The following is a 25,608-nucleotide window of genomic DNA, read 5'->3' as shown; positions in this document are numbered from 1 at the left end:
AATTAATTATACCCGATGCGAATAGTGGAAGATAGCTGCCAGTGGGAAAGTGCGAAGTTCAGAGCGGGCAACGAAAAAGCCGGAGTGTTTTCGCCACTCCGGCTTTGAGATTTTTCAACGGCTGAGTTTAGTACTGGAAGGTCACACCGAAGTTCAGACCTTGAAGATAATAATCCGTCTGCTGGATCCGGCTGCCGATGGGTACCACTGGCAGGTTCGTCCCGAAAGCAGCGTTGGTCGGGATGACTGCTGGATTGATCACCGGGCTGACCACATCCGTCGGTCGAGCTACGTTGTTGAAGTAGATGAAGTTATAACCCACTTGAACCGTGCAGCACTTCAGCAGGTGATAACCGAAGGTCAGATTGAAGTCGGGAATAATAGCGAACTGATCCTGTCGATACCGACCGATCGTGTTGGTGTTCGCATACAGACCACCGATGGCCGTGCTGGTCGTGGCGTTCACATCGGTACCCCGGGTCAAAGCGGAATAGCCGTTGATGTCGGCCGTTTCGTGCATGTCACCGATAGCCAGCTTGGCATCGAATCTCCAGAAAGCTCGACCGTTCTGTATTTCCGTCTGGATACCGACCTGACCACCGTAGAACTGGTTATCCGTTCGGATGGAGTCATTTACGGTGGTAATCGTCAAGCCAGGCTGGAAAGTTCCAACGAAGGGCGTCGGTTGAGCACCCGGAGTCTGCAGAGCGGTACTGGTCGAACCGATGAGCAGATGCTCTTCAATTTCCGCATAACGGAAGCCCGCGATAAAGTTCACATTCAAACCGTAGCCGCAGTCATCCCCGGGGCAGGTGCGGTAGATGTTCAACAGCCAGTTTCCTTCCACACCGAAGCTGCTGGTGTCGAACTTGTAACCGAGTGTACCGGAAGCAACGTTCGGAGCGGCAACGATGTAGGAAGATTGAGCAAGTCCGACGGCATTGACGTACGGACGGGCAATCAGCGGGAAGCCAGCCCCGTCGCTGGAGATCGAGTAAGACTTCGACTGGGTGGCCATCTGGTATCCCGAGCCTTCGAACCCAACTCGGCGATCATCGCCTAAGAAGGCCCCAAAGGTGATTCGATAACCGGAGCCGAAGCCAAAATTAGCGTCGCCCGGATAGATCGTACCCGTTGAAGCGTTGCCCAGGATACCGCCGCTGGCGGCAGCCCCGGTCGTCGCTATCGGGTAGTTGATATTGGCAGACTTGGGAGTCCAGAGCAAGTAATCGACGCTGCCCCAGACGATTGGCCAGCCGGTGAAGCTGCTAGTCAGCGACGGAACGCCTTTCCCGCCGTTAAACATATCCTGGAAATTCCCCGGTGGGGGATATTCTGGCCCTGGACCGCCACCCATCAGTGCAGCTTCCGAAGGAGCCATCTGGGGAGGGATCAGCGGAGCCTGCTGGTGACCCGCAGGCATTAACATTCCATCGCCATAACCTTGTGGAGGTGTACCGGGCACCTGACCCCAGGCCAGACTCGCTCCTGCCGCCATCGCGGCGACCGAACTCAAAAAACGATTTCGCATTTTGTTCGCTCCCGATACTGCACAGCCGAAGCAAGTGTGCCTACTTGCCCCCGCGCATCTCCTGCATTCCTAACAAATATTTCGGCAAGAGTTTTCCTTAGCATGAGAAGATTTGACGGATTCGTTACGAACATCCAATTCGAGAAATCTGCTACATCCGGGTAGTATTGCCCAGATTACCGGCGAAGTGTGAACTTGGAAAATGTGGATAAGCTGGACCGGGTTCAAGAGGGTGAGATTGCAGATGGGCCGCCTGCGATTGCGAATTCAGTTTAAGGACTTATTGATCTCCGTCCGCATCCCCTGCACAATTAGGAAATAGCCTCAATCGGCAGATTGGGAGGCCCCGGTAATTTCGGAGGCGGAAGACGATGAGGAACACGGCGACTCTCCAACTCGATCTTAACGACCATTTCGCAGTGATCAGTTTCGATCGGGTGAACAGCAAGCTCAACGTGCTGACTCGGGAACTCTGGACGGACCTGCAGCTTGCCCTGAAAGAAATCAAGGAAGACCACACACTTCAGGGGCTGATTCTGCAAAGCACCAAACCGGGGGTTTTTCTCGCAGGAGCCGATATCAAGGAGTTGTATCCCCGCCAAACGGGGGACATGAAATCGGTCGAGGAATTCATCGATCTGGGCAACAATACTCTTTCGATGCTCGAATCGCTCCCTTTTCCAACCGTGGCGTTGATCGACGGCGTCTGCCTCGGAGGGGGTTTGGAAGTCACCTTGGCCTGCGATCTTCGAATTGAAGGGGATAACCCCAAGCTGAGTCTGGGATTTCCGGAAGTCAAACTGGGCTTAATTCCCGGCTGGGGCGGCACGCAAAGATTTTCCCGGCTCTATTCCAGCCCGTTGGCCGCCGAGCTCATCTGCACGGGAGAACCGAAAACTCGGCTGTTCGATTGGAGAACCGACTCGGAAAAATTAATGGAATTTGGCAAAAGTCTGCTGAAATCCAGCTCGAGTTCGTATCAGGAAGCCCGCCGTCGCAAACACGATCCTAAACACGATGTGCAACCGCTGGATGTTTCGGAATATCATTCGGACAACCTAAACCGGCAGCCAGCCATCAACGAAGCCCTGAGGATCATACAGGAAGGTATCCACCTACCCTTTCAGGAAGCGCTGAAACTGGAACGGGAAGCTTTTATGAGGCTGGTCCCCAGTACCGGCGCTCAGACCTTGATGGGTGAATTTTTCAACCGTCCCCGGGGTGGCTAATTCTTGGAAGTGACGGTAAGCGAAAGAGTGAGATTCTTGCCCTTGCGAGTCACTACAATCGGTAATCGAGTACCCGGCCGTAATGTGGTAATCATCTCGCGAAGTTCATCATCGCCATCGACCTGATAGGTCCCAATTTTTTGAAGAAGATCCCCCGGTTGTATGCCGGCGCGGGAGGCCGGCGTATCTTCGACGACCTCGGTAATGCGAACCAATCTTCCCTCGGGGGTCATGCGGACACCGAAATATCCCGGTGCGTACTGATCCGGAATTGCCGGTTTAGGTATGGGCATGCAGCAGGAAAACAGAAGGGTAGCCAATGCGGAGTACACTTTAATCCTGCCAATTAAGGAAGTATCACCGTCTCATTCTGGTTGAGCGGATAAACGGGAAAATCCTTGGGTCGATGACCGACGCGCAATTTTACATTTAAGACTTTGTCACCCCGCAGAATTCCGATGACAATCAGCGTATTCGGCGGGGTTTCGTAAATCATATTTTGAACGGTAAGCATATCCCTGACCTGTCGGCCCGAAATCTGCGTTATCACATCGCTTGGCTCGAGTCCTGCTCGCTTGGCGGGGGATTCGTCGTACACGTTGGTGAGCAGAATCCCCTTCTCCACTTCATCGAACTGGACGCCCAGGTAGCCGGGCATCTTAAGATCGGGAGTGGGCCCCTTGGGAACAGGGGCACAGGTGAACATCAGTAGGAGCGTCGTAAGAGCGGCCATGCTCTCCACCTTTGCATTAAGTTAAGCCATAAAACTTGGCTGCGTTATCATGGAAGAGCTTCATCTGGTTTTCTTTCGACTGATTGGACACGATGCTCTTCAAAGCAGCTACCCATTCTTTATAGCTCGCCGCGAGCGTACATACAGGCCAATCTCCGCCAAACATCACCCGATCCCAGCCGAAAGCTTCGATCGTGTGATTAATAGCCGGGGCCAGCGTATCGGCATTCCAAGCCCCTTTTTTGGCCGAGGCGACGATGCCGGACACCTTGCAAACGATATTCTTGCGGCTCGCGATATCGGCGATATCCTTTTTCCAGGTCGCCATTTGCGCGGCATCATTTATGGGAGCATTCCCACAGTGATCGAGAATGAAACGCGTATGCGGGCAGGCATCCACCAGTTTGGCGCCGTAGGGAATTTCGCCGGGACGGATGCAGATATCGAAACTCAATCCGAGCTCACCCAATAGTTGCACCCCTTTTTCAAAATCTTTACTGTTGCAGTAACCCGCGGGCGTCGAATCGACGTGTATCACCTGCCGGATGCCTTTAACGTAGGGGCTTCCCTTGAACTGAGCGACGTATTTGGCGAATCCTTCCGACGAGGGATGTCCACCGAGTACCGCCGCGACGGTGGGAGTCTTCTTGCTCTTGCAGAGATCAATAATGTAATCGGCCTCGATCTGCTGATTATCCGGAACCACATCGACTTCCATGTAGACTGATTTCACAATCCCCACATCAGCAGTCGCCGTGGCATACTCTTGGGGCCGAAACTGATTATTGAGCGGCGACCCCTCTTTGAGCCAACTGAGCTTCACTTTCGTAAGGTCCCAGAGATGCTGATGCGTATCGATTATTGGCTGCATGGGTGCTTCCTTTGCGGAGAGAGGACTGAGTGCAATGGCACTGATCCCGGCGGCGACAAATTCACGACGATTCATGGTCGAGTACTCTGTTAGCGGATAATCTCCGGATCATAACACGAAAAAGAGTTCGACGGAAAGCAGATTTTTCATCCGAAATGAGGTGTTAAGAAAATCGGGTCAATTCCCTTTCATCGGACCGATGGGAATGCCATTTTCAGTCTTAGGAATAACCGCGCTTTTGGCGGCGGGTTGCATCACGGACTGCGGGTTGAACTGATCCGTAGAGAGTTTCACGCCGGCCCGAACGGAAATTTCCTCTCCCTTTTCAAAGCCGGGAGGAGAATCTCGCCAAGCCTGGCCTATGCGTATCTGCCGAACGCCTTCGTCGAACATTTTCGACATGGTAATCGGGTCGAAAGTCGTAGCATCTTCCGGTACAGGGAATTCTTCGGGAATCGAGGTCAAGCGATAATTCATACCGGTCAGAACGCTCACCGCGTAGAGCTTGAAAAGTTGATCGCGGGTTTGGGAATAAATGAGCGTACTGACGCTGGTGGCCGCGATATTCAAAGCTCGCAACTTGATCGACTGAGGATCCGCATAAAGCTTCCCGGCCGTGATGATATAGAGATCCGAGCCGAATAGCTGGTGCGACCCATTGCGAAGATTCGCCGGCATCCAGGGTGGACGGGCAAATACCGCCTGCGTTACCCCGCCATCGACGTGCAATTCCTCGCTCCGGCGACCATCGATTTCCACCGGGATTCGCACGGGCGGAAAGAAACCTGGAATCGCAGCAGATGCCAAGAGCAGTTTGCTGAAGAGAACCCGGGATTCTGCAGTACCCTGGCAGGCGATCGCCCCCATATCCCAGATGATCGGCTGACGGCTATCCATTTCAGTAGTGCCAACGTATAGTCGACGCCCCTTGCGATGCTCCGCCGCAACCTTAGTCAAGTAATCGGGAGTGACCACTTGCATGATCATCTTTTCGAGCGGCGTATTGTCGGCCAGTGATTCCGAAAGGATGCCGCGGGGCAGAAGTTTCTGAATGTAGATATCGTTGTTGGAAACGGTGGTATAGAGCCGCTTCAATTCGCCATCCATTTCGGGGCCCAGGAAGACCATGGCCGCGATCAGAGCGCCGGTCGAAACGCCGGTAACGACATCGAAGTTAGGACGATTGCCCGCCTCGGACCACCCGACCAGCACACCGGCCGTGTAAGCCCCGTAGGTACCGCCGCCGGAGAGGACCAGCACGCTCTTTTTCGGCGGCATCACTTCCGGTTTGCGGGTAGCTTTCAACTGCTCGCACATCGAGTAAAACTCGACCCAGTTACAAAGCTGCTCGGCCTCGGACTGAGCCGCCGGATCCATGACGCGCCGCGGATCGATCCCTTGCTTCGAATAGGACTGCAAACTCATCGCGGGCGCAGAACAGCCCGCCACTGTTGCCAGGAACAGCCAGACTACCGAGATTCGAAGACCCTTCGCCACGGAGATCCTGTTTTTCAAGAAAAAGCAGAGCCAAATCAACTCATACCAGTGCGGAGTACCAGCCGCAAGGGCAATTGATTACAGGTTCAGGGAATGGGCGCTTAGGGAAGTTGAAGGGATTTAGCTCCAAGCGAAGATGGGAAACCAGGGTGCAATCGGGAGTTCGGATCTGAGAATTTACTTAAGAAAATACTTACTTCCTGAAAACGATTATTTGGCGTGAGCCGTCGATTCAGTGTAACCTAACAGGAGCCACCCAATGCACAGAGCACTCATCATCATGGCCATCTTCGGACTCACAGCAGGATGTGCCCAAAGCGATGCCGCCGAAACGAAGGCCGTCGTCGATAGTAACACGCAATTTGCGTTCGATCTTTACGCGAAGCTTAAAGATTCGAAGGGCAATCTCTTTCTTTCGCCATTCAGCATCTCGACCGCGCTGGCGATGACCAGCACCGGAGCTCGTGAAGAAACGCTCCAGCAGATGATGCAGGTACTGCATCTTCGACCCGGTAGCAATGAAGGTTTTGCCGAACTCTTACAGAAGTTGAACTCTGCCGATCCCAAGGCGTATCAGTTGAGCGTGGCGAATTCTCTCTTCGGTCAGAAGGGGCATCCCTGGCTCGCTTCCTTTATGCAGGACACGCAGAAGTACTACCAGGCCGGCCTGAAAGAAGTCGACTTTGTCGGTAACACCGAGGCATCGCGCCTGGAGATCAACAAGTGGGTCGAGTCTAAGACCAACAACAAAATTCAAAACCTGCTCGCCCCGGGGACTGTCGATTCTCTCACCAAGTTAGTGCTGGTCAACGCCATTTATTTCAAGGGAGCCTGGAAGAAGACCTTCGATCCCAAGCTGACGCAGAAGGCCGACTTTTCCACTTCAGCGGACCATAAAGTTCCCACCCAGCTGATGGTGATTAAAAATGAATACTCTTACTTCCAGAACGACGATTTTCAGATGGTCGCCCTGCCTTACAGCAAGGACGAACTCTCGATGGTGATTCTCCTGCCGAAAAAAGTGGACGGTCTGAACGCCCTTGAAGCGGATCTGACCGGTACGAAGATGACCGGCTGGATCGGTTCGATGAAGCCGACCAAAGATGTGAACGTCTTACTTCCCAAATTCAAACTGGAGAGCCAATTCGATCTCGAATCGACACTTGCCAAAATGGGCATGAGCGATGCATTCGGACCCAAATCCAACCTCAGTGGCATGGACGGCACGAAAAATCTGGTCCTTACCAAGGTGGTGCACAAGAGTTTCGTCGAAGTGAATGAGGAGGGAACCGAAGCCGCAGCCGCCTCGGCCGCTATCGTCGCCTTGCGAGCAATGAAACCAACTGCTCCGCCGATTTTCGTTCGCTGCGATCATCCCTTCCTGTTTATGATTCGCGATAACAAGTCGGGAAGTATCTTGTTCCTGGGTCGACTGACCGAACCGAAATAAGCCTGGCCCATTAATGCGAAAAAGCTCGGAGAACAGGAATTCTCCGAGTTTTTTTTATTTTTTGAATCCGAGCTGCTTACTTGGCCAAAGCGGCCTGAGCCGCGGCCAGACGAGCGATGGGTACCCGGAACGGCGAGCAACTCACATAATCCATGCCCACTTTGTGGCAGAAGTGAACGCTATCCGGATCGCCGCCATGTTCACCGCAGATGCCCACTTTCAAGTGCTGTTTGTGGTGCTCCGTACGGCTCTTACGACCCTTCTGAATCCCGATCTCAATCAGCTGGCCTACACCGTTGACATCGATGGATTGGAACGGGTCGACCGGCAGAATTTTGTGAGCCAGATAGGTCGGCATGAAGCCTTTGATGTCATCGCGGCTGAAACCGAAGGTCATCTGGGTCAAGTCGTTAGTTCCGAAGCTGAAGAATTCGGCTTCCTCGGCGATCTTGTCGGCCGTCAGAGCTGCGCGTGGCAGTTCGATCATGGTGCCGATCTGGTATTCGACCTTCACGCCATGTTTCGCCATGGCTTCCTCGGCCACTGCGATGGCTCGCTTCTTGAGGATAATCAGTTCTTCGACGATGCCGACCAGCGGAATCATGATTTCCGGAAGGACGCTCTTACCCTTCTTCTTGACTTCGATGGCGGCTTCGATGATGGCTCGAACCTGCATGTCGCCAATTTCTGGGAACACCAGCGGCAATCGGCAGCCGCGGAAACCCATCATCGGATTCATTTCGTGGAGTTCTTCAACGCGTTCGAAAATCTTTTCGACAGTCACACCGATCTGCTTGGCCACGGCTTCCGCACCGGCCTTGTTGTCCTTTTGTGGCAGGAACTCGTGTAGCGGGGGATCGAGCAGGCGGATGGTGACGGGGAAACCGTCCATCGCTTCGAAGATCCCTACGAAGTCCGCCTTCTGATACGGTTCGATCTTCGCAAGAGCCTTCTTCCGCCCTTCCTCGGTCGTGGACAGAATCATTTCGCGCACGGCGGAGATGCGGTCTTCTCCGAAGAACATATGTTCCGTTCGGCAGAGGCCGATACCTTCCGCGCCGAATTCGCGAGCCTTCAAAGCGTCGGCCGGGCTGTCGGCATTGGTGCGAATCTTCAGCTTGCGGGATTTATCGGCCCAGGTCATCAGGGTGGAGAAGTCGCCGGTCATGCTGGGGGCGATAGTTTCCACTTTACCGATCATCACATCTCCGGTAGTACCGTTGATCGTAATGAAATCGCCTGCTTTCAGAGTTTGGCCGCTGATCACGACCACGCCCGCTTTTTCATCGATTTTGACAGCTTCGCAGCCGACGACGCAAGGCTTGCCCCAACCGCGAGCCACCACGGCCGCATGGCTGGCTTTACCACCCGTGCTCGTCAGAATGCCGCGTGCCAGGTGCATACCGGCCACGTCTTCCGGGCTGGTTTCTTTTCGCACCAGCATGATCGGATCGCCGGGGTGCTTGGCGGCGTGCTCGACGGCGGCTTCGGCCGACAGAACGATTTTGCCCGAAGCTCCACCTGGGCTGGCGGCAATCCCCTGGGCCACCGGCTTGATCTTCGATTTCGGATCGAGCTGCGGTTGCAACAGGTGGTTCAGCGAATCGGGGTTCACTCGCTTCACGGCGGTGGCTTCGTCGATCAGCTTTTCCTTCACCATATCGACTGCGATCTTCACAGCGGCCGTGCCGGTGCGCTTGCCGTTACGGGTTTGCAGCATGTAGAGTACACCATCCTGAACGGTGAACTCGATATCCTGCATATCCTTGAAGTGTTTTTCGAGTGTTTGGCGGATTTCGACGAGCTGGGCATAGACTTTGGGCATCTGCTCTTCGAGTTTAGCGATTGGCTCGGGGGTTCGAATCCCGGCCACGACGTCTTCGCCCTGGGCGTTGATCAGGTAATCGCCGTAGAAGACGTTTTCGCCGGTATTCGGATCGCGGGTAAACGCTACACCGGTACCGGAAGATTCGCCCATGTTGCCGAACACCATCGCCTGAACGTTTACCGCCGTGCCTTTAAGGCCGGTGATGCGTTCGATGCGACGATATTCCACGGCCTTGTGCCCGTGCCAGGAATTGAACACGGCATTGATAGATAGCATCAACTGCTTGCGGGGATCGTTGGGGAAATCTTCGCCGACGTGCTTCTTGTAAACGGCCTTGTAGCGTTTGACGAGTTCTTTGAGATCATCCGCCGACAGATCGGTATCGAGTTTGACCTTCTTTTCTTCCTTCAACTTGTGAATTTCGTGTTCGAAATCTTCATGCTCGCAGCCCATGGCCGTGGAACCGAACATGTCGATCAGTCGTCGGAAGCTATCGTAGGCGAAGCGGGGATTGCCGGTCTTTTTGGCCAATCCCTCGACGGAAGTATCGGTGAGACCCAGGTTAAGAATGGTGTTCATCATCCCGGGCATGGAGAGAGCCGCCCCGGAGCGAACCGAAACCAACAGAGGATCGGCCGGATCGCCAAATTTCTTGCCGCCGAAAACTGCTTCCATTTTCGTGACGGCGGCGTCAATTTCCGGGACTGCGGCTTCCGGAATCTTCTTGCCCGCTTCGTAGTAGGCAGCGCAAACTTCCGTCGTAATGGTAAAACCGGGAGGAACCGGAATTCCAATCAAACACATTTCTGCGAGATTCGCCCCTTTGCCTCCCAGTAGTTCCTTCTGCTTGCCGTTACCATCGGCTGTTTTTCCGCCGAAAGAATACACGTGCTTCTGCGACATTTCGAATTTTTCCTCTGCGAAAGTGAACAGGTCTCATTTCCGTATAAATATATGGTAATGAGATATTGAAAAAGGGGATTTTTGCACAGTGCCCGGGAGGAACAGGATGTCGTCACCAATCAATACCACGCTGTTTCGATATATGATGGGCCTGACTCAAAAGGTCTTTGCGGAGATCCCGGAGGAGCAAACCCGGACCCAACCGACCCCGGCGATCAATCCGCCTATCTGGGTAATCGGTCATCTGTGCATGGCCTGGGATGGGGCGCTGGCGTTGTTGGGCGGTACTAAACTTTGTCCCCAGGAGTATACCCAATGGTTTGGCCCAGGTTCGAATCTGGCCGATATGCCCAAAGAATTGCCCAGTAAAAAGGAGATGCTGGCGCAACTGAGCCAGATTTCGGAGATGATCCTGACGGCCCTGAATGAAGTTTCACCGCAACGTCTGGAGAAGCCGAATCCTTCACGCTTTTTCAACAAAGAATTGCCGACCGTTCGCGACTTCGTGGAAAACCTCCTCTTCTCCCATCACGCCCTGCACCTGGGCCAGTTGTCCATCTGGTGCAAGTTGATGAATCTCCCCAAAGTGATCAATTTCTGAGCAATATGATGCGAAAACTCCTTCCCGTCTCGATACTGCTTTTATTTCTGACGGCCTGCAACAGCCCAAACTTAACCGAGGAGCCGGCGGATACGTTGGCTCAGGATTCTCTGAACAGCATGGATGCCCTGGCGGACGAATTGCATAGCGTCGTTGATCGGGAAAGCTGGATCAGAGCTTGGCCCAAGATTCGGCAATTGGGTCGAAAAATGCAAATCATTCGGGAAACCGGAGATGGTACGCTGCGAATGACTGCCGAAGTCCGCCACCAAATGGAAGACAAATATAAAGAACAGATGGTGGAAACCTCCCATCGCTTGAAGCGGGAGTTCGAGCGAATCGTGACTAAAGTCGATCGTGGAAAGGACTATATCCGCGATCTGGAAAGGTTGATGAAGCAAATTTTAAATGAAGTTAAAGATCGCTCCAGTCATTAAGCCAGTTCCCTTCAGACACCCTTTCCCTGAGTCCTTATGCGTATTTTTGTAACCGGCGGCACCGGCCTGATCGGTAGAAAGCTGCTACCCCGGCTGGTCGAAGCGAACCACGAAGTCTTCCTGCTCTCGCGACACGAAGGTCCGGTCTCGGAAAGTTGGACGACGATTACCGGCGACCCGGCTGTGGCAGACGAAAGCTGGCTGAAACGGGTCGACGAATGCGATGCGGTGATCCATCTCGCCGGGGAACCGGTGTTTGCCCATCGCTGGTCGAAGAAATTCAAGCAAAAGCTTTGGGATAGTCGGGTTCTCTCGACACAGATTCTAGCGAATCGCTTACGAGAGAAACGGAGATCGAACCGCATCTTCCTGTCGGGTTCGGCAATTGGCTATTACGGCTCGCGCGGGGATGAGGAACTCACCGAAAAGAGTGCACCCGGAACCGATTTTCTGGCGCAGCTATGCCAAGCCTGGGAAGCAGCCGCCAGTGAGGCAGAGAACGCTGCGCGAGTCGTCTCTATCCGGACCGGAATAGTACTAGATCCTGCCGGGGGTTCTCTTAAGCAAATGATCCCTCCATTTCGTTTCTTCTTCGGCGGGCCACTTAGCGATGGCCAGCAGTGGATGAGTTGGATTCACATCGAAGATCAGGTCGAAGCCCTGCTTTTTGCTCTGAATAATTCCCAGATCCAGGGGCCGCTCAATCTCACGGCTCCGGAACCGATCCGCAACTGGGGTTTTTCCAAAGCTTTGGGGGATCAGCTGCACCGGCCGAGTTGGTTTCCGGTTCCTGAATTTCTGATGAGAATTGCCCTGGGAGAAGTGACGGAGGTGGCCGTGGGCAGCCAAAGAGTCTATCCCGCGCGACTTTCGGAAAATGGCTACTCGTTCCGGTTCACTTCGTTGAAAAATGCACTCGCCAACCTCCTGGGATAGTTGAAAAATTGGAAATGCCACTTGTAACTCTCTAGCTCCCGGTACAGAATTGCAATATGCACTCCTCACCAAGCATTATCTCTCCGAAATTGGGTTTTCCGGCCATGCGCAGGTTGTCAGGAATTTTGCTTTTAGTGCTTTTGATTCAAAATGCCCCGGTGGCGGCCGAAGCTCCTCCCTATATCGACTTTATTCGCGGTCTGCGTAACGAAGGCCTGCCCGATCTCGCTCTGGAATATATTCGAAAAATCCGGCCCTCCGCCCCGGCCGATATTCTCGACGATCTGTCGCTGGAATACGCTCGCACGATGATGGAACTGGCGGGTGTGGAACTCGATGAAGGTAAACGAAGTCTGCTGCTGTCCCAGGCCCGTGCAGAATTCGATTCCTTTCTGAAAAAAAATGCCAACCATCCGGAAGCAAACGTCGAACTGGCCAAGCTCACTTCCTATCTGGCCCGGTCGCAGCTGCTGAAATCACGGCGAAGCGAAGATGAAGTCTCCAAGAATACCGAGGCGGAGAAAGCCCGCCCGATGTTTGAAAACGCCGCCACCCGTTTCCAGAAATCGACCAAGCTGCTCGATGAGGAGATCAAGAAGGTTCGAGCGGAGAAGAAAGGCACCTGGCAGGCCCGAATCCGTTTGTTGCAGGATGCCCAGGCGAAATCCCACCTGGATGAAATGATCAACCTGTACAACATTTCGGAGACGTACCTTCGCAATGATCAGAAAGACCTGTTAGCCAAGGCGAATGCTCTCAAGAAAGCCCGGAGCGGTTTTAGCGCCATTTACGAGAGCAATGAAGTGGTCGATCGAACCGGTTGGATCGCGGCCGCGTGGTACTACCATATCAGCGTTCTGATGAACGAGCCGCAAGTCGCCCTGAAAACCTACGAAACCCTGTTGAAAAACCGGCCCGATCCTCTCGCTTCCGATGGGGTCCGACTCGTTCGCTATTTCAAAATCCGAGATACCTTTGAGGGAAGGGACGATGGCAGCAAAGCCGCGGGCGATGTGCTGCTGAATACGCTGACGATGGCAAGTTCCTGGCTGAAAGACTACGGGAGCTTCCGGAATACCCCAGAAGGGTTGGGGATTCGATTCATCCAAGGGATCTGCTACCAAAATCTCGCGGATAAAGAGAACGGCATCCGAAGGGACAAGAATAATAAGGTTTTATCGATCACACCCGCTGCCAACACGAATCTGCAGGAAGCCTTGCACATTTACAAAGAACTGACGGATTTGGACAACGAATATTACGATAAATCCAGCCGTCGAAAGCAGGAAATTCTGCTGCTTCTGGCAGATTCCGAAGGAAAAGCAGGAGAGGTACAACCTTCGTCGATCAACTCTTTCGATAAGGCGGTAATACAAGCTCAGATACAGGAAGCCCGCCTACTCGTCTTTCTCCGCAAACAGGAGGATCGTAGTTCGCCAGAAGGTAAAAAGCGAGTGGCCGATGAAGAGAAATTACGAATCGGTAAGGCCATCTCCTACCTCGAACGAGCTCTGCAGATCGTATCACCGAAGGATTCAACTCGGGATGTCTTCGATGCCCGCTATTTTCTCACTCGCTGTTACCTCTACGGCGGTCAGCCGATGTCCGCAGCGGTTTACGGAGAAAATCTGGCTCGAAACAATCTGCGTCTCCCCAAGGCCGCCTCGGCCTGCTCTCTGGCAGTCCAAGGCTACAATCGCTCGGCGGCGGAAGCAATCGCCTCTGGCGAAGCTGGCAAGACGTTAGCGGAAGTCGATATCGAGCGTCTCAAGAAACTCGCCCAGTATATGGATGTGACTTGGCCCGATGATACCGCCACCGACGATGCACGGGAACTTTGGGCCTATTACACGGCCCGGGATAAAAAATACACCGAAGCAATTTCCATCTATCAGAAAATTCGACCGAACTATGCCGGTATCTATCTGGCACGGCTGCAACAGGGTGGGTCCCTGTTCAGTCTGATTCGCGAAGATGTGGAATCCTCCCGACTCAAAGCTTTTGTGCCCGGACAGATCAAGAAATACTCTTCCTACTGGAACGATACGCTCACCAGTCTGCGTAATCTGCCCGAGCCGAATCCCAATCTCGACTCCACAGAAGCTTCGCATTATTTCCTGGCCCGCATGCAACTTTGCCAACTGCTGATGCTCGAAGGTAAAGAGTACGCCGAGATTCAGAAAATCGCCGATGCCGCACAGAAATTATTGGCAACTTCCGCTTCGTTCACCAATAAGAACGCCGAGAAAAACGAACTGCTTTATTCGATCAAAGCCATGCATCTGAATGGCATTCAAGGGCAGATTGCGACCCTGATTCAGGAAGGGAACCAATCCAAGGTGTCCGAATTGATCAAGGCCCCCTTGCAGGAAATTCAGAAGGAAATTAATGAGCGGGCTGACCCCAAGAACAAAGAGAAGTTGACGGCGCTGGAGGCCGTGCCCACTTTCGATCGCTATACTCGCGGCGAGCGGGACATCCTGATCATCGCCTTACGAGCGGCCATACAGGAAAACAAGCTGGAAGACGCTAACGGCCTGCTGAATACCCTCGAGAAATCCGGGGGCTCGGTCGAAAGTCGCGTGGCCAATCTGCGCTCGTTAGTCGGTACCGTTCGAACCCAATTCGAGTCGCTACGCAAAGCAGGTAAAGCCGAGGAAGAAAAGCAACTGGTGGAGGGTTTCTCGAAATTCCTCGATCAGATTGCCAGCCAACCCAAGCTGCCGACCACAATGACGCTCTTCCTCGCCCAGGGGTATGCCAGTATCGACCTGAATGCGAAATCGGTCGAATTGCTGGAGAATTTGCTTAAATCGCTTCCCGAACCGACCGGGAATGATCCTTCGGATACCAAAACAAAGACGTACCGCCAGATTCAGTACACCCTAGCCAAGACTTATCGCCAGGCCAAAAACTACGAAAAGGCCAAGGAGTATCTCGAAAAGCTGATCGGCACAGGACAAGCGAAAGGTCCCTTCTTCTCGAGCATCGAAGCCCGCAAGGAACGAGCTTATCTCTACGAGGATCAGGGCGATTTTCGCAATGGCGTAGCTTATTGGACCACAATGGCCCGAATGTTCGGCGAACCGTTGCCTCCGCCGAATCCGAAGAACGACTCGGATGCCCGGAAGCGATCCCTCTACTTCGACCTGTTCTTCGAAGCGCAAAGGTGCTCGGCCAAAGCCTATAACTCGCTCGACAAGAACAAATCCGCTAAACAGATCGACGATGGCTTCGGCAAGATTGCCCAGCGCTTTTACGATATGGAAAACAAGAATCCCGATCTTTCCACGACTCTGAAAGATAAAATGCGCGATTTGATGGAAGAGAACAAGATTCTGCAGGACAAGTACAAGGCGCTCGGCGGAAAGCTACTCGAAACTTCGAATTGAAATCACGACTGGAACAACAGTTGAACGAGGACCTATGAAGCGGAAATATTTCCACCCCTTGCTGGTGATCTCCCTCGGTCTGATCCTACAGGTCGGCCTACTCTCAGCGGACGATCGCATCGATTACCGGGACTCCAAAAACAAAACGGGATCCTTAATCGCGAATGGAACGATTGTCGATGAGAACTTCACCACCATCCGAATCAAACTCACGGCGGGCGGTAAGGAAGTCACTATTCCTGCAAACGACCTGACGAAAATCAGCTATGAACTGCCTGGAACGGCGAAACTCGATTACGGTCCGATAGCCATTGCGGAAGAACGGCAGGATTTTACCAAGGCTCTCGAAGGGTACAAAGGTTTGCAGAACCGGGTGACGGGAAGCGAACGGGCGAAACGATTCGTCGATTACAAGATCTCCGTGCTGACCGCCATTCTATCCAACGACAATTCGAGCCTCTTGCAACCGGCCATCGATCTGCTGAAGAAGTTTGTGAGCACCAACAATTCCACCTGGCATACGATAAACGCCTATAAGCTGCTGATCGCTCTTCAATTGCGCGCCAACGATGCCACCGGAGCCTTGGCTAGCGTCGATTCGTTCAGCCGGTTGGACAAACTGCCCAAAGAACTGAAACAGGAAGCCGAATTCGCTCGAGTCGATGTCCTGTTCTCAACCAAGAAAATCCGAGAAGCGAAATCTAAAGCGGAGGAATTGGCAAAATCTTTGGCCAGCAGCGATCCCCTGAAGGCCAAACTGAACCTTTATGTTCTGGCCTCGGCCGCCGACGATCCGACCTCGAAAATGGCCGATCTGGCCAAGCAGTTCGAAGAACAGATCGCTCAATCGAGCGACAATTCCTTCAAGGCCGTCGCGTATAATGTGCTGGGCGATTGCTACAACTTGAAGAACCAACCCCGGGAAGCGATGTGGTCCTACCTCTGGGTCGATGTGGTGTACAACCAGGATCGGACGGAGCATCTGAAGGCGCTGGATCGGCTCGTGAAACTGTTCGACAGCGAATCGATGAAGGATGCCGATCGGGCAAAACTCTATAAGGATAAGCTGACCCATTTACGTCAGTGAACCATTGTCGTAGCTTAGAGTCTTACAGGAGGGAGCGGTTTTCTCAAGAAATCGCTTCGCGATCAGGTGGATCATTCCGGGGCGGTAGCTCAGTTGGGAGAGCGCTGCATTCGCATTGCAGAGGTCGGGAGTTCAACTCTCCTCCGCTCCATTTCTCACATTTCGTTAAAATCATGCGTTTAACCTTGCAATCACTTCCGGTCCTGCACAATTGGGACTGTCACGCCTGCGGCGAATGCTGCCGGGAATACGAAATCCAAATCACCGAGGAAGAACGGCAGAGAATTATCGATCAGAAGTGGGAAGAAGACCCCGAAATGAAAGGGGTGACACTCTTCAAGCCGTCTGGTCGATTCAAAAAACAATGGCGGCTCAACCACCGCGAATCGGACGACGGCTGCGTCTTTCTCACCGAAAAAGGACTCTGCCGGATTCACGGTAAATTCGGCGAACCGGCCAAACCCCTCGCGTGCCGAGTCTATCCGTTTATTTTGATTCCTGTGGCCAAGCAGTGGAAGGTGGGACTTCGCTTCGCCTGCCCGTCCGTGACCAAAAATATCGGTAAAGCGATGCCCGGCCATCTGGAGGAATTGCAGGTCTATGCTCAGGCGCTGGAAAAGCGAGCCAACGTCACCGATGAAACGATCGTCGAGCCTCCGCCCCTGCAAACTTCACAGTCCGTCAGCTGGGAGGATTTGCAAGTCTTCGCCCGGCATTTCCGCAATCTGCTGACCGACAACAGCGACTACCCGATTGAGTTTCGATTGCGGGTGATCCTGGGTGTGGCCACCATATGCCGCTCAGCCAGATTCGACAAAGTCTCGGGGAATAGGCTGGAAGAATTCCTCGGAATTCTGACGCAAGAAGTTCTGGCAATCACTCCGGAAGACAATACCGAATTGGCACCGCCAGGCTGGATTGGACGGATTCTATTTCGACAGATCTCGGCGGTTTTCTGCCGCAAAGATAAGGGACCGCAACAAGGGATTTCCCGCAAAGGGCGGGTGGCCCTGCTCTTCGCCGCCTGGCGTTTCGTTCGAGGGAGCGGACCGATTCCCAAGACTCATCGGCAGATCCCCGATGGCACTTTTGAAGCCGCCGAGAAACCGACGGGGGGATTATTGGACGAGACCGAAGACCTCTTCGAACGTTATTTTCGGGTGAAGTTGGATTCGATGCAATTCTGCGGGGCAACTAACGACAACCGCATGTTCTGGGACGGCTTGGAATCGCTGTTATTGACGTTTCCGATTGTCTGCTGGCTGGCGAGAGTCTTCCACGATCGTCCTCAGGAAGAAGCCTTCCGATGGGCACTGCAGGTGGTGGACGACAACTTTGGTTTTAACAAGCTGCTGAAGTCTCAGAGGTACGTCTATTCGACGCGAATCATGTGCAAACGGGGCGAACTGGCGAAATTAATCGCCTGGTATTCCCGTTGAGAATCAGCACTTCCGAACGACCCCTACCAGCACTCCCAGAATCGAAATATCGCGATCGGGAGTGACGACAATCGCTTCCATCGTGCTGTTAGCCGGTTCCAGGCGAATCGAATCCCGCTTCTTGTAGAACTTTTTCAGCGTCACTTCTCGGTCGATCATGGCGACCACTCGCTCGCCGTTGTTGGCCGTCGGCTGCTTTTTGATAATGACGATATCGCCATCGGCGATGTGATCTTCGATCATCGAGGTGCCGCGAACTCGCAAAGCAAAGTGTTCTTTTCCGCCGAAGAGCTCGCCGAGATCAATCTGGTCATCCTGCTGCACGGCTTCGATTCCCATACCGGCGGAAACCAGACCGAGCAAGGGAAAGGAAACCCGGCCGACGCGAATATCGGGGACTTCAATCGCTCGGGCGCTCTTGTGCTCCATCCGGTTAATGAAGCCCTTGCGTTCGAGGGCTTTGAGGTGACCCGTCACGGCGTTCGGACTCTTGAAATCGAAAGCATCGCAAATTTCTCGGATCGAGGGAGGGAAACCTCGGTTTTCAATTTTCGTTCTAATAAAGTCCAGAACTTCCTTCTGACGAACAGTCATTTCCGCAGAACGTGCCATGCAAATCCCTTTCATATGTTCGTGCATCAAAGCGTGTGCGCATCAACATTGATGTAGTCTAGTATAATAAACAGCTGTACAGATGCAAACAGGGTTTTTTGACCGGCTGACAAAATCCTTTAGAATGAATAATTCTCCTATTTGACGGGGGTTTTGGCGGTGTCGGACTCGACGAAAACATCCTGGTGCTCCGCAGCCGTGGCCGCGTTTCTCGACCGCCGACGCCCTTCGAATGAAGTTTTACGAACGGCCTTCGATTCCATCACCGATGCCCGCGTGGACGAAGCCACGGCAGCCTCCTTTCTGACCGCACTCCGCTTTTTTGAAACCTGGGCCGAGCCCATCGAAATTGCTGAGATTCTGGTTCAGGCGGCGACCGTGCTCCGTGAAAAAATGTTAAGGATCGATTGCCGAGGTCGAAAATGTCTGGATACCTGTGGTACCGGAGGCGACCATTCCGGCACTTTTAACATCAGTACGGCCGTCGCCCTGGTGGTGGCGGGTGCGGGCGTGCCGGTCGTCAAGCATGGCAATCGCTCCGCGTCCTCGCGCAGCGGCAGTTCGGATGTCCTCGAGATTCTTGGCGTGCCGATTCAAGCCGGTCCGGACTGGTCGCAACGCTGCCTAGACGAGTTCGGGCTGGCTTTCTGCTTCGCCCCGAGCTTTCATCCCGCTTTAAAATTCGTCGCCCCGGTCCGTCGCAAGCTCGGATTTCGAACGCTTTTTAATTTTCTCGGCCCACTGCTGAACCCCGCCTCGGTCCCCTACCAGTTGATCGGCGTGGGAGAACTCAAAGCGATTGCCATACTGGCCGAGGCTTGCCGACAGCTGAATTTCGATCGAGTCTGGATTCTGCACGGCCTGGACGGGCTGGACGAAATTACATTGGGTGATTCCACGAGAATTCAGGAAATCCACCAGCGAGTTTGTACGCCGGCCTCGGAAATCGAGCCCAGCGACCTGGGACTGAGGCGGTTTCCACTATCCACGTTTCAGATTCAGGATGCGGCCGAGAGTGCGAAAATCATCGAACGCATCCTTTCGGGGGAGGATATTCCCCATCGACAAATTGTGCTGGCGAACGCGGCGGCTGCACTGGTTGTTGCACAACGCGTAAAAACTTTGTCTAATGGTGTTGAACTCGCACTTGAGAGTATTTTGAGCGGCAAGGCCAAAGCTGTTCTGAAAAATCTCCAGAATAGCCGGTGATTGTGAGGTATAGCCATGCCCCAGAAAATCGTTCTGATTGCTGACCCCGGAATCGACACTTCGTTCGCAATCGCTTTGGCGTTGCACGATCCGGAATTCGAGGTAGTGGCCATTATTGCCACCGCCGGGAACATCTCCGCGGCTCAGGCCACGCGAAACGTCCAGGTCTTGATTAATCAAATCGATCCACCGAAGTGGCCGCGACTGGGCGGTGCTTTGCCGGTGGACTACGAAATCGACGGCAAAGAATTGCACGGCCCGGAAGGATTGGGCGGCTTCGTCGTTCCCGACATATCCCTACACTCCCCGTTGCCCGGGGACAAACTTCTGAACGAACTGGTAAGGGAGTACCCCAAGGAACTTCGCATTTTATGCATGGGTCCCGCCACGATTCTGGCGCGGGCGATTGAACGCGATCCCGATCTGCCCAACCTCATCGAGAGTATCGTCCTTATGGGAGGAACCTGGCTCGAACCGGGCAATTCCACCGCGGCCGCGGAGTTTCATTTCGCCTGCGATCCCGCGGCGGCCAAAATCGTGCTGCACAGCGGCGCGACCATTCAACTTCTGACGCTGGATATCTCCCGCAAATTGATCTTCAGTCCTTCGGACCTGCTTGAACTGCCGGCATCCCGTTCGGGCACCTGCCAGTTTCTCCGGCAGATCATCCCCTTCGGCATTCGGGCAAGTTCCAATCTTTATGGCATCGAGGGGTTCCATTTGAAGGATGTGCTGGCAATTGCCGCTCTGGCTCTGCCGGCCTGCATCAACTGGAATGGGTATTTTGTCGATGTGGAAACTCGCGGCGAATTAACTCGCGGTGCCCTGGTCGTGGATAATCGCCCCAACCCCGCCAGTGCCCCGAACGTGCTCCTCGGGATGGATGTTGACGTGGTCGGCGTACGCGACTACATTCTACGCACGCTCAGTACCTGCAGTTAGTTAGTGTCCGGAGCTTCCGTATGATTGCCTACGCCCTTCTGGCTTTTCAATTTTGTCAATTGCCGCCGGTGCTCAACGCCGAGAATCCCGCTGCTATGGGACAGGCGTTGCGAAATCTCCTTTTGCAGAAGATGCCGACTCCTCTACTAGTAAAAGACACCAAATGGGGAACTCAGAAGGCCTTCGACACTATCAAGTTCGATCCGAAGCATCCGCTGACGCCGATCAAAGAAACCAAAATGAAGAATGATGGTAACTGGAAGCGGCTCGAAGTGGAGGGCTTGAATCTGCAAAACACTCTGGTGGTCGGGGTGGATAAGGTCGTCTCTCCGGAGCCGGGAGTTACTCGTTTCGAAGTGAATGTACGTGGCCCGATTCGAGTGACTTTTCTCCAGCAAATCTGGAAAGATGGCGTAAAACTCTACAGCGGCGAAACCCGAGCGCGCTGCGATGTCGGGGCCATTCTGCAATGCGAAGTGCGGAGCGAACTGAAATTCCAAGGCCTCATTCCAGAACTTAACGTCAAATTCAAAATTCTGGAGGCAAAGGTCGGTTACGATCACCTGACTGTTGAACACACCCTCGGTCTGGGCGGCGAAGCGGCTAAAATGGTGGGTAATACTCTGGTGGAATTCGTCAAACAAATCAAACCGTCTCTGGAAAAGGAACTGCTCGAGAAGGCTAACGCGGCGCTCGTGAAGGCAGGAAAAGAACGCGAATTTCGCATAGCTTTAGGCAAACTGTTAGGGGAGCAGAAGAAAAAACCAGGATGATGGGTGGGTGCTCCCGGGATTTCGTCTTACTCCTCGACCTCACCTGTGCTGAATAGCCGGAGCGGTTCATCGAATGTCGCGGTTGGTTTTGCTTGGATTTCGTTGGCCAAGGAGAACAATTATGGCGGGCGGGGTTGTCCCGTGAAATGTGGTGAGAGGAGTGTGAGCAGGCAAGTGTTCCAATAAAATTCGGAATAGCTGGAACTTGAAACTTGGAAAACCTAATTTTGTTGTCTGCAACTTGTTCCGAACTTTATTGAATCGAGCTCTGTCATTAATCGAATGAAGATTTCTAGTCGGAGATGATCGCCATGGAAGCTGGATTTGCCTGTAAAGCTCTCGATTTCCAAGAAACCTATCAAATTGGCGATCAGTTGTTCGCTTTTGGTCGAGTTCTTCACTTCGATAAAAAGTATAAGAAGGTAGATAATTGGATTCTAACTTATCGTTATGCCATTCGAGGTATGTTAGCTCGAATTCTTTCTGTTGACAGAAATTTTGAAAATCTCAGCGAGTTTGGAGTAGGTACTACTCCCCCCTTGAATATTCAGACTTCGCTAAGTTCAAATGATTGGAACATTGTCTGGGAAAGTTATGCTGCTACTCTTTTTTTTGGCATGGATTCTTCCTTGGAATGTTTCGCGCACGCGCTGAATGCTCTGGGGTTCCTTCGCAGGCCTTCTGAGTTCATAGACATTACCGATCCTGCTAAACTAAAGCGGATTAATCCACTCAATCTTTTTGATCCTCCAAGCAGGAACAACGAAAAATTTTCTATTCATCGGTTCTGTTCGAGAATGTTCCCTAAGATTTGTTCTCATTGGTCAAAGAATAACCTGCTTTTATCGACAATCATTGAATATCACGATGCCACTAAGCATCGCCATTCAGTAGTTCTTGGACAGTATCGCGAACCTCCATTTGAGCATCTGATTTGCGTAGACCCAAAACGAGCTATGAATCAGATTAAATTCGATCATCCGCGAAGCTTTGTACCTCACAATCAAGATGACACGTTGCAATCGATAGCGAGAAAATATCAGGTATTTATCAATGAATGGGTGCTTGTTATTAGGGAAGAACTCGAGGATGTCTTCGAAATGCCATTACCTAAATCGGCTGATTTTGGCATTTGAATCTTGCCCGACGCCTAAACCGCCAGCCCCCAGCTCGTCTCGACTCTCGCCCCGCGCTTCACCATCTCCGCCCAGGTGTACTTGTCGATCGGTCGAGGAGTGCAGCGGCAGTTGAACGGTCGATCTCCCCGGACATCCTCAAAGCTCGCCCCCGCCGGATAGAACTTGTTGAAATGGATCTAGTGATCCGATCCCTGACGGCCGTCCTCGATGCCGAGATACTGCCAGACCGGAAAGAACGCCTTAACATCCGGGGCCTGATATTCCGCTCGCAATCCCGCGTTATACGAGTCCATCGCGTTGATACGGTACACCATTCCGGCGTACTGCGGATTCTTCGGTGTAACTCCGGCCTCGCTCAGAATCGTGTTCAGATCGAACTTGCTCGCCTCTTTGCCGCCCGATTCCAGCCCCGTCTGGATCGCTTCCTGAACTTTTTTAATAAGCGTCTGCTCGGTCGCCGCGGCGAGAGTCATCGACTGACGACGCATCTGATTTTCGAATAGCCGAACATTGAGATTATCGAGCGAGGGAACCAGCTTTTGGAAATAACTGGCTGCTTCCACGGGCGGCAGCGGGGTGATGCCGCTGAAGGTCGGAATCTCATTGAAGGAGTCGGTCAGCTTCTTGCGGTTAGTTCTTCGTAAAAGCAATTGCTTCGACAGCTCCAATTTGGTGATCCAATCCATCTCATTAATTTATTTTAATATTTCCCGATTAGCACTATAAAGCCTGACTCTATCAAGGTTTAATTCCAATTTTGCCCTCCGGGCAAGTTTCCCCCCTCCGAATGTTGCTTGTAACATATAATTTCGAGAATCTTGGAAGTTGAAATCCCGGCATGACACCGGTGATGAACTCCCCCCTTGGAAACCCATCCGCCATCGATGAGCACTCCCGTACCTGGATCTCCCAAACCGACCGAACACCAGAGCTTTTGGCTTTGGGTTATGTGTCTGACCGGTGTGGATTACTTCAGCACCTTGGCTTATCAACCCTCGACCGCTTATAAAAATGCGGGATTGCTAGGCCCCTTCGCCACGATTGTGCTCGTCCTGGTGACGCTCCTGGGAGCCTTGCCGGTCTACGGCTATGTCGCCGGGAAATCGCACAGCGGTCAGGGTTCGATCGGGATGCTCGCCCGGCTAGTTCCCGGCTGGCCCGGTAAGATTCTCGTGCTCGTACTGCTCGGCTTTGCTGCCACCGATTTCGTTATTACCAAGACGCTTTCCGCGGCGGATGCTTCCGAACACTTGATCCAGAACTCCTTCTGGCCCTTGAACTATAAGCCTTCCGATTTTAATCTCCCGCAGTCAACCCCCGGGGAAGCCTCGGAGGAAGATAAAAGTAAGATCTTCGAACAGGCCAAGCAAAGCTTCGACATTCGACAGCGGTTGGTCGTCACTTCGATTCTCCTGATGCTTCTCGGGGCCATGTTCATGAAGGGTTTTCGCGAGGTCATAGGCCTCGCCGTTTTCCTCGTTGGGGGGTACCTGATTCTCAGCCTGATCGTGGTCGGGTCCGGACTCATTCATATAGCGGAACATCCCGATAAAATCACCACCTGGCTGCAACGGGTTAACGAAGGAAACTGGTATCTCGAACAGCCCTGGACAGGTTCCAAGAGCTTTTTCAGCATTCTGATTCTCAGCATTATTCTGTTCCCCAAGTTGGCACTCGGTTTGAGCGGCTTCGAAACTGGAGTGGCCGTGATGCCGCTCATCAAGGGAAATAAGGACGACAACCCGGAGGAACCGTTCGGCCGGATCCGCAATACCAAGAAGCTTCTGATAACGGCCGCCGTAGTTATGTCGGCTTTCCTACTAGCCTCCTCGCTGGTTTGCACGACGCTCATCGAACCGATTCAGATCCTGGCGATGGATGAAAACGGCGTTCGACTCTCGGACGACGACGCCAAAGATAAAGGCATCAAGCCGGCCGCCGATGGCCGGGCTTTGGCTTTTCTGGCACACGCCGAGAATGGGGAGAAACTGGCGCCGTTTTTTGGGGATATTTTCGGCACCATCTACGACATGTTTACCATCGTGATTCTCTGGTTCGCCGGAGCTTCGGCAATGGCGGGGCTGTTAAACCTGGTGCCCCAGTATCTACCGAAGTACGGCATGGCGCCTGAATGGGCTCGGGCCATCCGGCCGCTCGTGTTGTTATTCACATTCATAAACCTAGTCGTCACACTTATCTTCAAAGCGGATGTGGATGCCCAGAGTGATGCTTATGCGACTGGCGTGCTGGTACTGATTACCAGTGCGTGCGTGGCCGCAGTGATCGATATTTATCGAGAGCGAAACGGGGCCTGGTACAAGCGAATCTCCTGGCCCTTTTTCCTCATTACCATTGTGTTCTGCTACACTACGGCGGCGCTTATTCTGGAAAAACCGGTCGGTTTGCACATTGCAGGCTGCTTCATTGGGGCTGTGCTGGTGACGTCTTTTGCCTCCCGGGTTTATCGTAGCCGGGAACTGCGTTTCAGCGGTTTCTATATTCCCGACGGGGAATCGAAACTCTACTGGGATACCATTAAGCATCTTGAGCTTTCCGTTTTGGTGCCGCACCGCCCAGGTCGCCGCAGTCTGGCCAGCAAGGAACTCGCTATTCGGCAGGAGCACCGTATTCCCCGGGATATCACCATAATATTCGTGGAGGTCGTACTGCTCGATGCCAGCGAGTTTCTGCAGGAACCGACGTTGGAAATTCGTTTCGAAGACGGCCGGTATGTGATGAAAATCAGCCGGGCCGCTTCGATAGCCCATACTCTAGCTGCCCTTTCTCTGGAAATGGCTAAATACGGTCGCCCACCAGAGATTCACTTCGGCTGGACCGAAGAACGGCCGCTCACCGGAACCTTGGGCTTTTTATTGTTCGGGGAAGGAAATATCCCCTGGATGGTCCGGGAATTGCTTCGCCGAGCGGAACCGAATGAGGAAAAACGGCCCCGCGTCATTATTGCCGGCGCTTAAACTTCGGTAAATTGCTCTTTACAG

The 25,608-nt window shown here is 53.2% G+C and carries 21 protein-coding genes and 1 tRNA gene; 14 read left to right on the top strand and 8 right to left on the bottom strand.

Annotated elements, in window-relative coordinates; translation table 11 throughout:
- Positions 1–127: 127 nt before the first annotated feature.
- The gene (locus tag KIH39_RS03585; RefSeq protein WP_213497900.1) at positions 128–1,531 is read right to left on the bottom strand and encodes a BBP7 family outer membrane beta-barrel protein; all 1,404 of its coding nucleotides are present in this window, start codon (positions 1,529–1,531) and stop codon (positions 128–130) included.
- A 371-nt stretch (positions 1,532–1,902) separates the two neighbouring features.
- Between KIH39_RS03585 and KIH39_RS03580 the strand changes: the two genes are divergently transcribed.
- Positions 1,903–2,760, top strand: a complete 858-nt coding sequence (locus KIH39_RS03580) for an enoyl-CoA hydratase-related protein (protein WP_213497899.1) — start codon at positions 1,903–1,905, stop codon at positions 2,758–2,760.
- Here KIH39_RS03580 and KIH39_RS03575 read toward each other — a convergent pair.
- The 4 genes from KIH39_RS03575 to KIH39_RS03560 all read right to left on the bottom strand — a co-directional run bounded on the left by KIH39_RS03575 (position 2,757) and on the right by KIH39_RS03560 (position 5,861).
- A complete protein-coding gene (locus tag KIH39_RS03575) occupies positions 2,757–3,092 on the bottom strand; it encodes a PDZ domain-containing protein (RefSeq protein WP_213497898.1) in 336 nt (111 codons plus the stop codon). The genes KIH39_RS03580 and KIH39_RS03575 overlap by 4 nt on opposite strands.
- Before the next feature lie 14 nt (positions 3,093–3,106).
- On the bottom strand, positions 3,107–3,493 hold the full coding sequence (locus KIH39_RS03570; RefSeq protein ID WP_213497897.1) for a PDZ domain-containing protein: 387 nt from the start codon (positions 3,491–3,493) through the stop codon (positions 3,107–3,109).
- A 16-nt stretch (positions 3,494–3,509) separates the two neighbouring features.
- Positions 3,510–4,439: an amidohydrolase family protein gene (locus KIH39_RS03565; RefSeq protein WP_213497896.1), complete on the bottom strand. Its 930-nt coding sequence runs from the start codon at positions 4,437–4,439 to the stop codon at positions 3,510–3,512.
- Positions 4,440–4,541: 102 nt separating this feature from the next.
- Positions 4,542–5,861 (bottom strand): patatin-like phospholipase family protein, encoded by a 1,320-nt coding sequence (locus KIH39_RS03560; RefSeq protein WP_213497895.1) that lies wholly within the window; start codon positions 5,859–5,861, stop codon positions 4,542–4,544.
- Positions 5,862–6,120: 259 nt separating this feature from the next.
- Here KIH39_RS03560 and KIH39_RS03555 point away from each other — a divergent pair, with 259 nt between their 5' ends.
- The gene (locus tag KIH39_RS03555; protein WP_213497894.1) at positions 6,121–7,311 is read left to right on the top strand and encodes a serpin family protein; all 1,191 of its coding nucleotides are present in this window, start codon (positions 6,121–6,123) and stop codon (positions 7,309–7,311) included.
- 76 nt (positions 7,312–7,387) lie between these two features.
- Here the strand turns inward: KIH39_RS03555 and ppdK are convergent, their stop codons facing one another.
- Complete coding sequence (gene ppdK, locus KIH39_RS03550) at positions 7,388–10,042, bottom strand: pyruvate, phosphate dikinase (RefSeq protein WP_213497893.1); 2,655 nt, start codon at positions 10,040–10,042, stop codon at positions 7,388–7,390.
- Between the two features lie 106 nt (positions 10,043–10,148).
- Here ppdK and KIH39_RS03545 point away from each other — a divergent pair, with 106 nt between their 5' ends.
- The 7 genes from KIH39_RS03545 to KIH39_RS03515 all read left to right on the top strand — a co-directional run bounded on the left by KIH39_RS03545 (position 10,149) and on the right by KIH39_RS03515 (position 17,934).
- Positions 10,149–10,643 carry a DinB family protein gene (locus KIH39_RS03545; RefSeq protein WP_213497892.1) on the top strand — a complete coding sequence of 165 codons (495 nt, stop codon included), beginning with the start codon at positions 10,149–10,151 and terminating at the stop codon, positions 10,641–10,643.
- A 5-nt stretch (positions 10,644–10,648) separates the two neighbouring features.
- Positions 10,649–11,080, top strand: coding sequence for a hypothetical protein (locus KIH39_RS03540; protein WP_213497891.1), 432 nt, complete (start codon positions 10,649–10,651; stop codon positions 11,078–11,080).
- A 36-nt stretch (positions 11,081–11,116) separates the two neighbouring features.
- On the top strand, positions 11,117–12,016 hold the full coding sequence (locus tag KIH39_RS03535; RefSeq protein WP_213497890.1) for a TIGR01777 family oxidoreductase: 900 nt from the start codon (positions 11,117–11,119) through the stop codon (positions 12,014–12,016).
- Between the two features lie 104 nt (positions 12,017–12,120).
- Complete coding sequence (locus KIH39_RS03530; protein WP_213497889.1) at positions 12,121–15,408, top strand: tetratricopeptide repeat protein; 3,288 nt, start codon at positions 12,121–12,123, stop codon at positions 15,406–15,408.
- Positions 15,409–15,442: 34 nt separating this feature from the next.
- Positions 15,443–16,495, top strand: a complete 1,053-nt coding sequence (locus KIH39_RS03525) for a hypothetical protein (RefSeq protein ID WP_213497888.1) — start codon at positions 15,443–15,445, stop codon at positions 16,493–16,495.
- A gap of 78 nt (positions 16,496–16,573) precedes the next feature.
- Positions 16,574–16,646 (top strand) — tRNA-Ala (locus KIH39_RS03520).
- Positions 16,647–16,668: 22 nt separating this feature from the next.
- The gene (locus KIH39_RS03515; protein ID WP_213497887.1) at positions 16,669–17,934 is read left to right on the top strand and encodes a YkgJ family cysteine cluster protein; all 1,266 of its coding nucleotides are present in this window, start codon (positions 16,669–16,671) and stop codon (positions 17,932–17,934) included.
- Between the two features lie 3 nt (positions 17,935–17,937).
- Here the strand turns inward: KIH39_RS03515 and lexA are convergent, their stop codons facing one another.
- Positions 17,938–18,546 (bottom strand): transcriptional repressor LexA, encoded by a 609-nt coding sequence (gene lexA, locus KIH39_RS03510; RefSeq protein ID WP_213497886.1) that lies wholly within the window; start codon positions 18,544–18,546, stop codon positions 17,938–17,940.
- Positions 18,547–18,705: 159 nt separating this feature from the next.
- Between lexA and trpD the strand changes: the two genes are divergently transcribed.
- From trpD to KIH39_RS03490, 4 genes are all read left to right on the top strand, one after another.
- A complete protein-coding gene (trpD, locus tag KIH39_RS03505) occupies positions 18,706–19,755 on the top strand; it encodes an anthranilate phosphoribosyltransferase (protein WP_213497885.1) in 1,050 nt (349 codons plus the stop codon).
- 15 nt (positions 19,756–19,770) lie between these two features.
- Complete coding sequence (locus KIH39_RS03500; RefSeq protein ID WP_213497884.1) at positions 19,771–20,697, top strand: nucleoside hydrolase; 927 nt, start codon at positions 19,771–19,773, stop codon at positions 20,695–20,697.
- Between the two features lie 20 nt (positions 20,698–20,717).
- On the top strand, positions 20,718–21,470 hold the full coding sequence (locus tag KIH39_RS03495) for a hypothetical protein (protein WP_213497883.1): 753 nt from the start codon (positions 20,718–20,720) through the stop codon (positions 21,468–21,470).
- A gap of 311 nt (positions 21,471–21,781) precedes the next feature.
- On the top strand, positions 21,782–22,606 hold the full coding sequence (locus KIH39_RS03490; RefSeq protein ID WP_213497882.1) for a hypothetical protein: 825 nt from the start codon (positions 21,782–21,784) through the stop codon (positions 22,604–22,606).
- A 179-nt stretch (positions 22,607–22,785) separates the two neighbouring features.
- Here the strand turns inward: KIH39_RS03490 and KIH39_RS03485 are convergent, their stop codons facing one another.
- The gene (locus tag KIH39_RS03485) at positions 22,786–23,295 is read right to left on the bottom strand and encodes a hypothetical protein (protein WP_213497881.1); all 510 of its coding nucleotides are present in this window, start codon (positions 23,293–23,295) and stop codon (positions 22,786–22,788) included.
- A gap of 198 nt (positions 23,296–23,493) precedes the next feature.
- Here KIH39_RS03485 and KIH39_RS03480 point away from each other — a divergent pair, with 198 nt between their 5' ends.
- Positions 23,494–25,584 (top strand): APC family permease, encoded by a 2,091-nt coding sequence (locus KIH39_RS03480; RefSeq protein ID WP_213497880.1) that lies wholly within the window; start codon positions 23,494–23,496, stop codon positions 25,582–25,584.
- The last annotated feature ends 24 nt before the right edge of the window (positions 25,585–25,608 follow it).

Origin of the sequence: Telmatocola sphagniphila (assembly GCF_018398935.1) — a bacterium.
Classification (GTDB): Bacteria; Planctomycetota; Planctomycetia; order Gemmatales; family Gemmataceae; genus Telmatocola; species Telmatocola sphagniphila.
Note: the sequence above shows the minus strand (reverse complement) of the source record. Positions and strands in the feature narration are given on the sequence as shown.

Excerpts from the sequence above, each read along its gene's own strand:
- KIH39_RS03500 (WP_213497884.1), top strand. The coding sequence starts at position 19,771 with ATGCCCCAGAAAATCGTTCTGATTGCTGACCCCGGAATCGACACTTCG.
- KIH39_RS03545 (WP_213497892.1), top strand. The coding sequence starts at position 10,149 with ATGTCGTCACCAATCAATACCACGCTGTTTCGATATATGATGGGCCTG.
- KIH39_RS03585 (WP_213497900.1), bottom strand. The coding sequence starts at position 1,531 with ATGCGAAATCGTTTTTTGAGTTCGGTCGCCGCGATGGCGGCAGGAGCG.
- ppdK (WP_213497893.1), bottom strand. The coding sequence starts at position 10,042 with ATGTCGCAGAAGCACGTGTATTCTTTCGGCGGAAAAACAGCCGATGGT.
- KIH39_RS03530 (WP_213497889.1), top strand. The coding sequence starts at position 12,121 with ATGCGCAGGTTGTCAGGAATTTTGCTTTTAGTGCTTTTGATTCAAAAT.
- KIH39_RS03580 (WP_213497899.1), top strand. The coding sequence starts at position 1,903 with ATGAGGAACACGGCGACTCTCCAACTCGATCTTAACGACCATTTCGCA.
- KIH39_RS03525 (WP_213497888.1), top strand. The coding sequence starts at position 15,443 with ATGAAGCGGAAATATTTCCACCCCTTGCTGGTGATCTCCCTCGGTCTG.
- KIH39_RS03570 (WP_213497897.1), bottom strand. The coding sequence starts at position 3,493 with ATGGCCGCTCTTACGACGCTCCTACTGATGTTCACCTGTGCCCCTGTT.
- KIH39_RS03495 (WP_213497883.1), top strand. The coding sequence starts at position 20,718 with ATGATTGCCTACGCCCTTCTGGCTTTTCAATTTTGTCAATTGCCGCCG.
- KIH39_RS03535 (WP_213497890.1), top strand. The coding sequence starts at position 11,117 with ATGCGTATTTTTGTAACCGGCGGCACCGGCCTGATCGGTAGAAAGCTG.
- KIH39_RS03485 (WP_213497881.1), bottom strand. The coding sequence starts at position 23,295 with ATGGATTGGATCACCAAATTGGAGCTGTCGAAGCAATTGCTTTTACGA.
- KIH39_RS03555 (WP_213497894.1), top strand. The coding sequence starts at position 6,121 with ATGCACAGAGCACTCATCATCATGGCCATCTTCGGACTCACAGCAGGA.
- KIH39_RS03540 (WP_213497891.1), top strand. The coding sequence starts at position 10,649 with ATGATGCGAAAACTCCTTCCCGTCTCGATACTGCTTTTATTTCTGACG.
- KIH39_RS03565 (WP_213497896.1), bottom strand. The coding sequence starts at position 4,439 with ATGAATCGTCGTGAATTTGTCGCCGCCGGGATCAGTGCCATTGCACTC.
- KIH39_RS03480 (WP_213497880.1), top strand. The coding sequence starts at position 23,494 with ATGAGCACTCCCGTACCTGGATCTCCCAAACCGACCGAACACCAGAGC.
- KIH39_RS03490 (WP_213497882.1), top strand. The coding sequence starts at position 21,782 with ATGGAAGCTGGATTTGCCTGTAAAGCTCTCGATTTCCAAGAAACCTAT.
- lexA (WP_213497886.1), bottom strand. The coding sequence starts at position 18,546 with ATGGCACGTTCTGCGGAAATGACTGTTCGTCAGAAGGAAGTTCTGGAC.
- KIH39_RS03515 (WP_213497887.1), top strand. The coding sequence starts at position 16,669 with ATGCGTTTAACCTTGCAATCACTTCCGGTCCTGCACAATTGGGACTGT.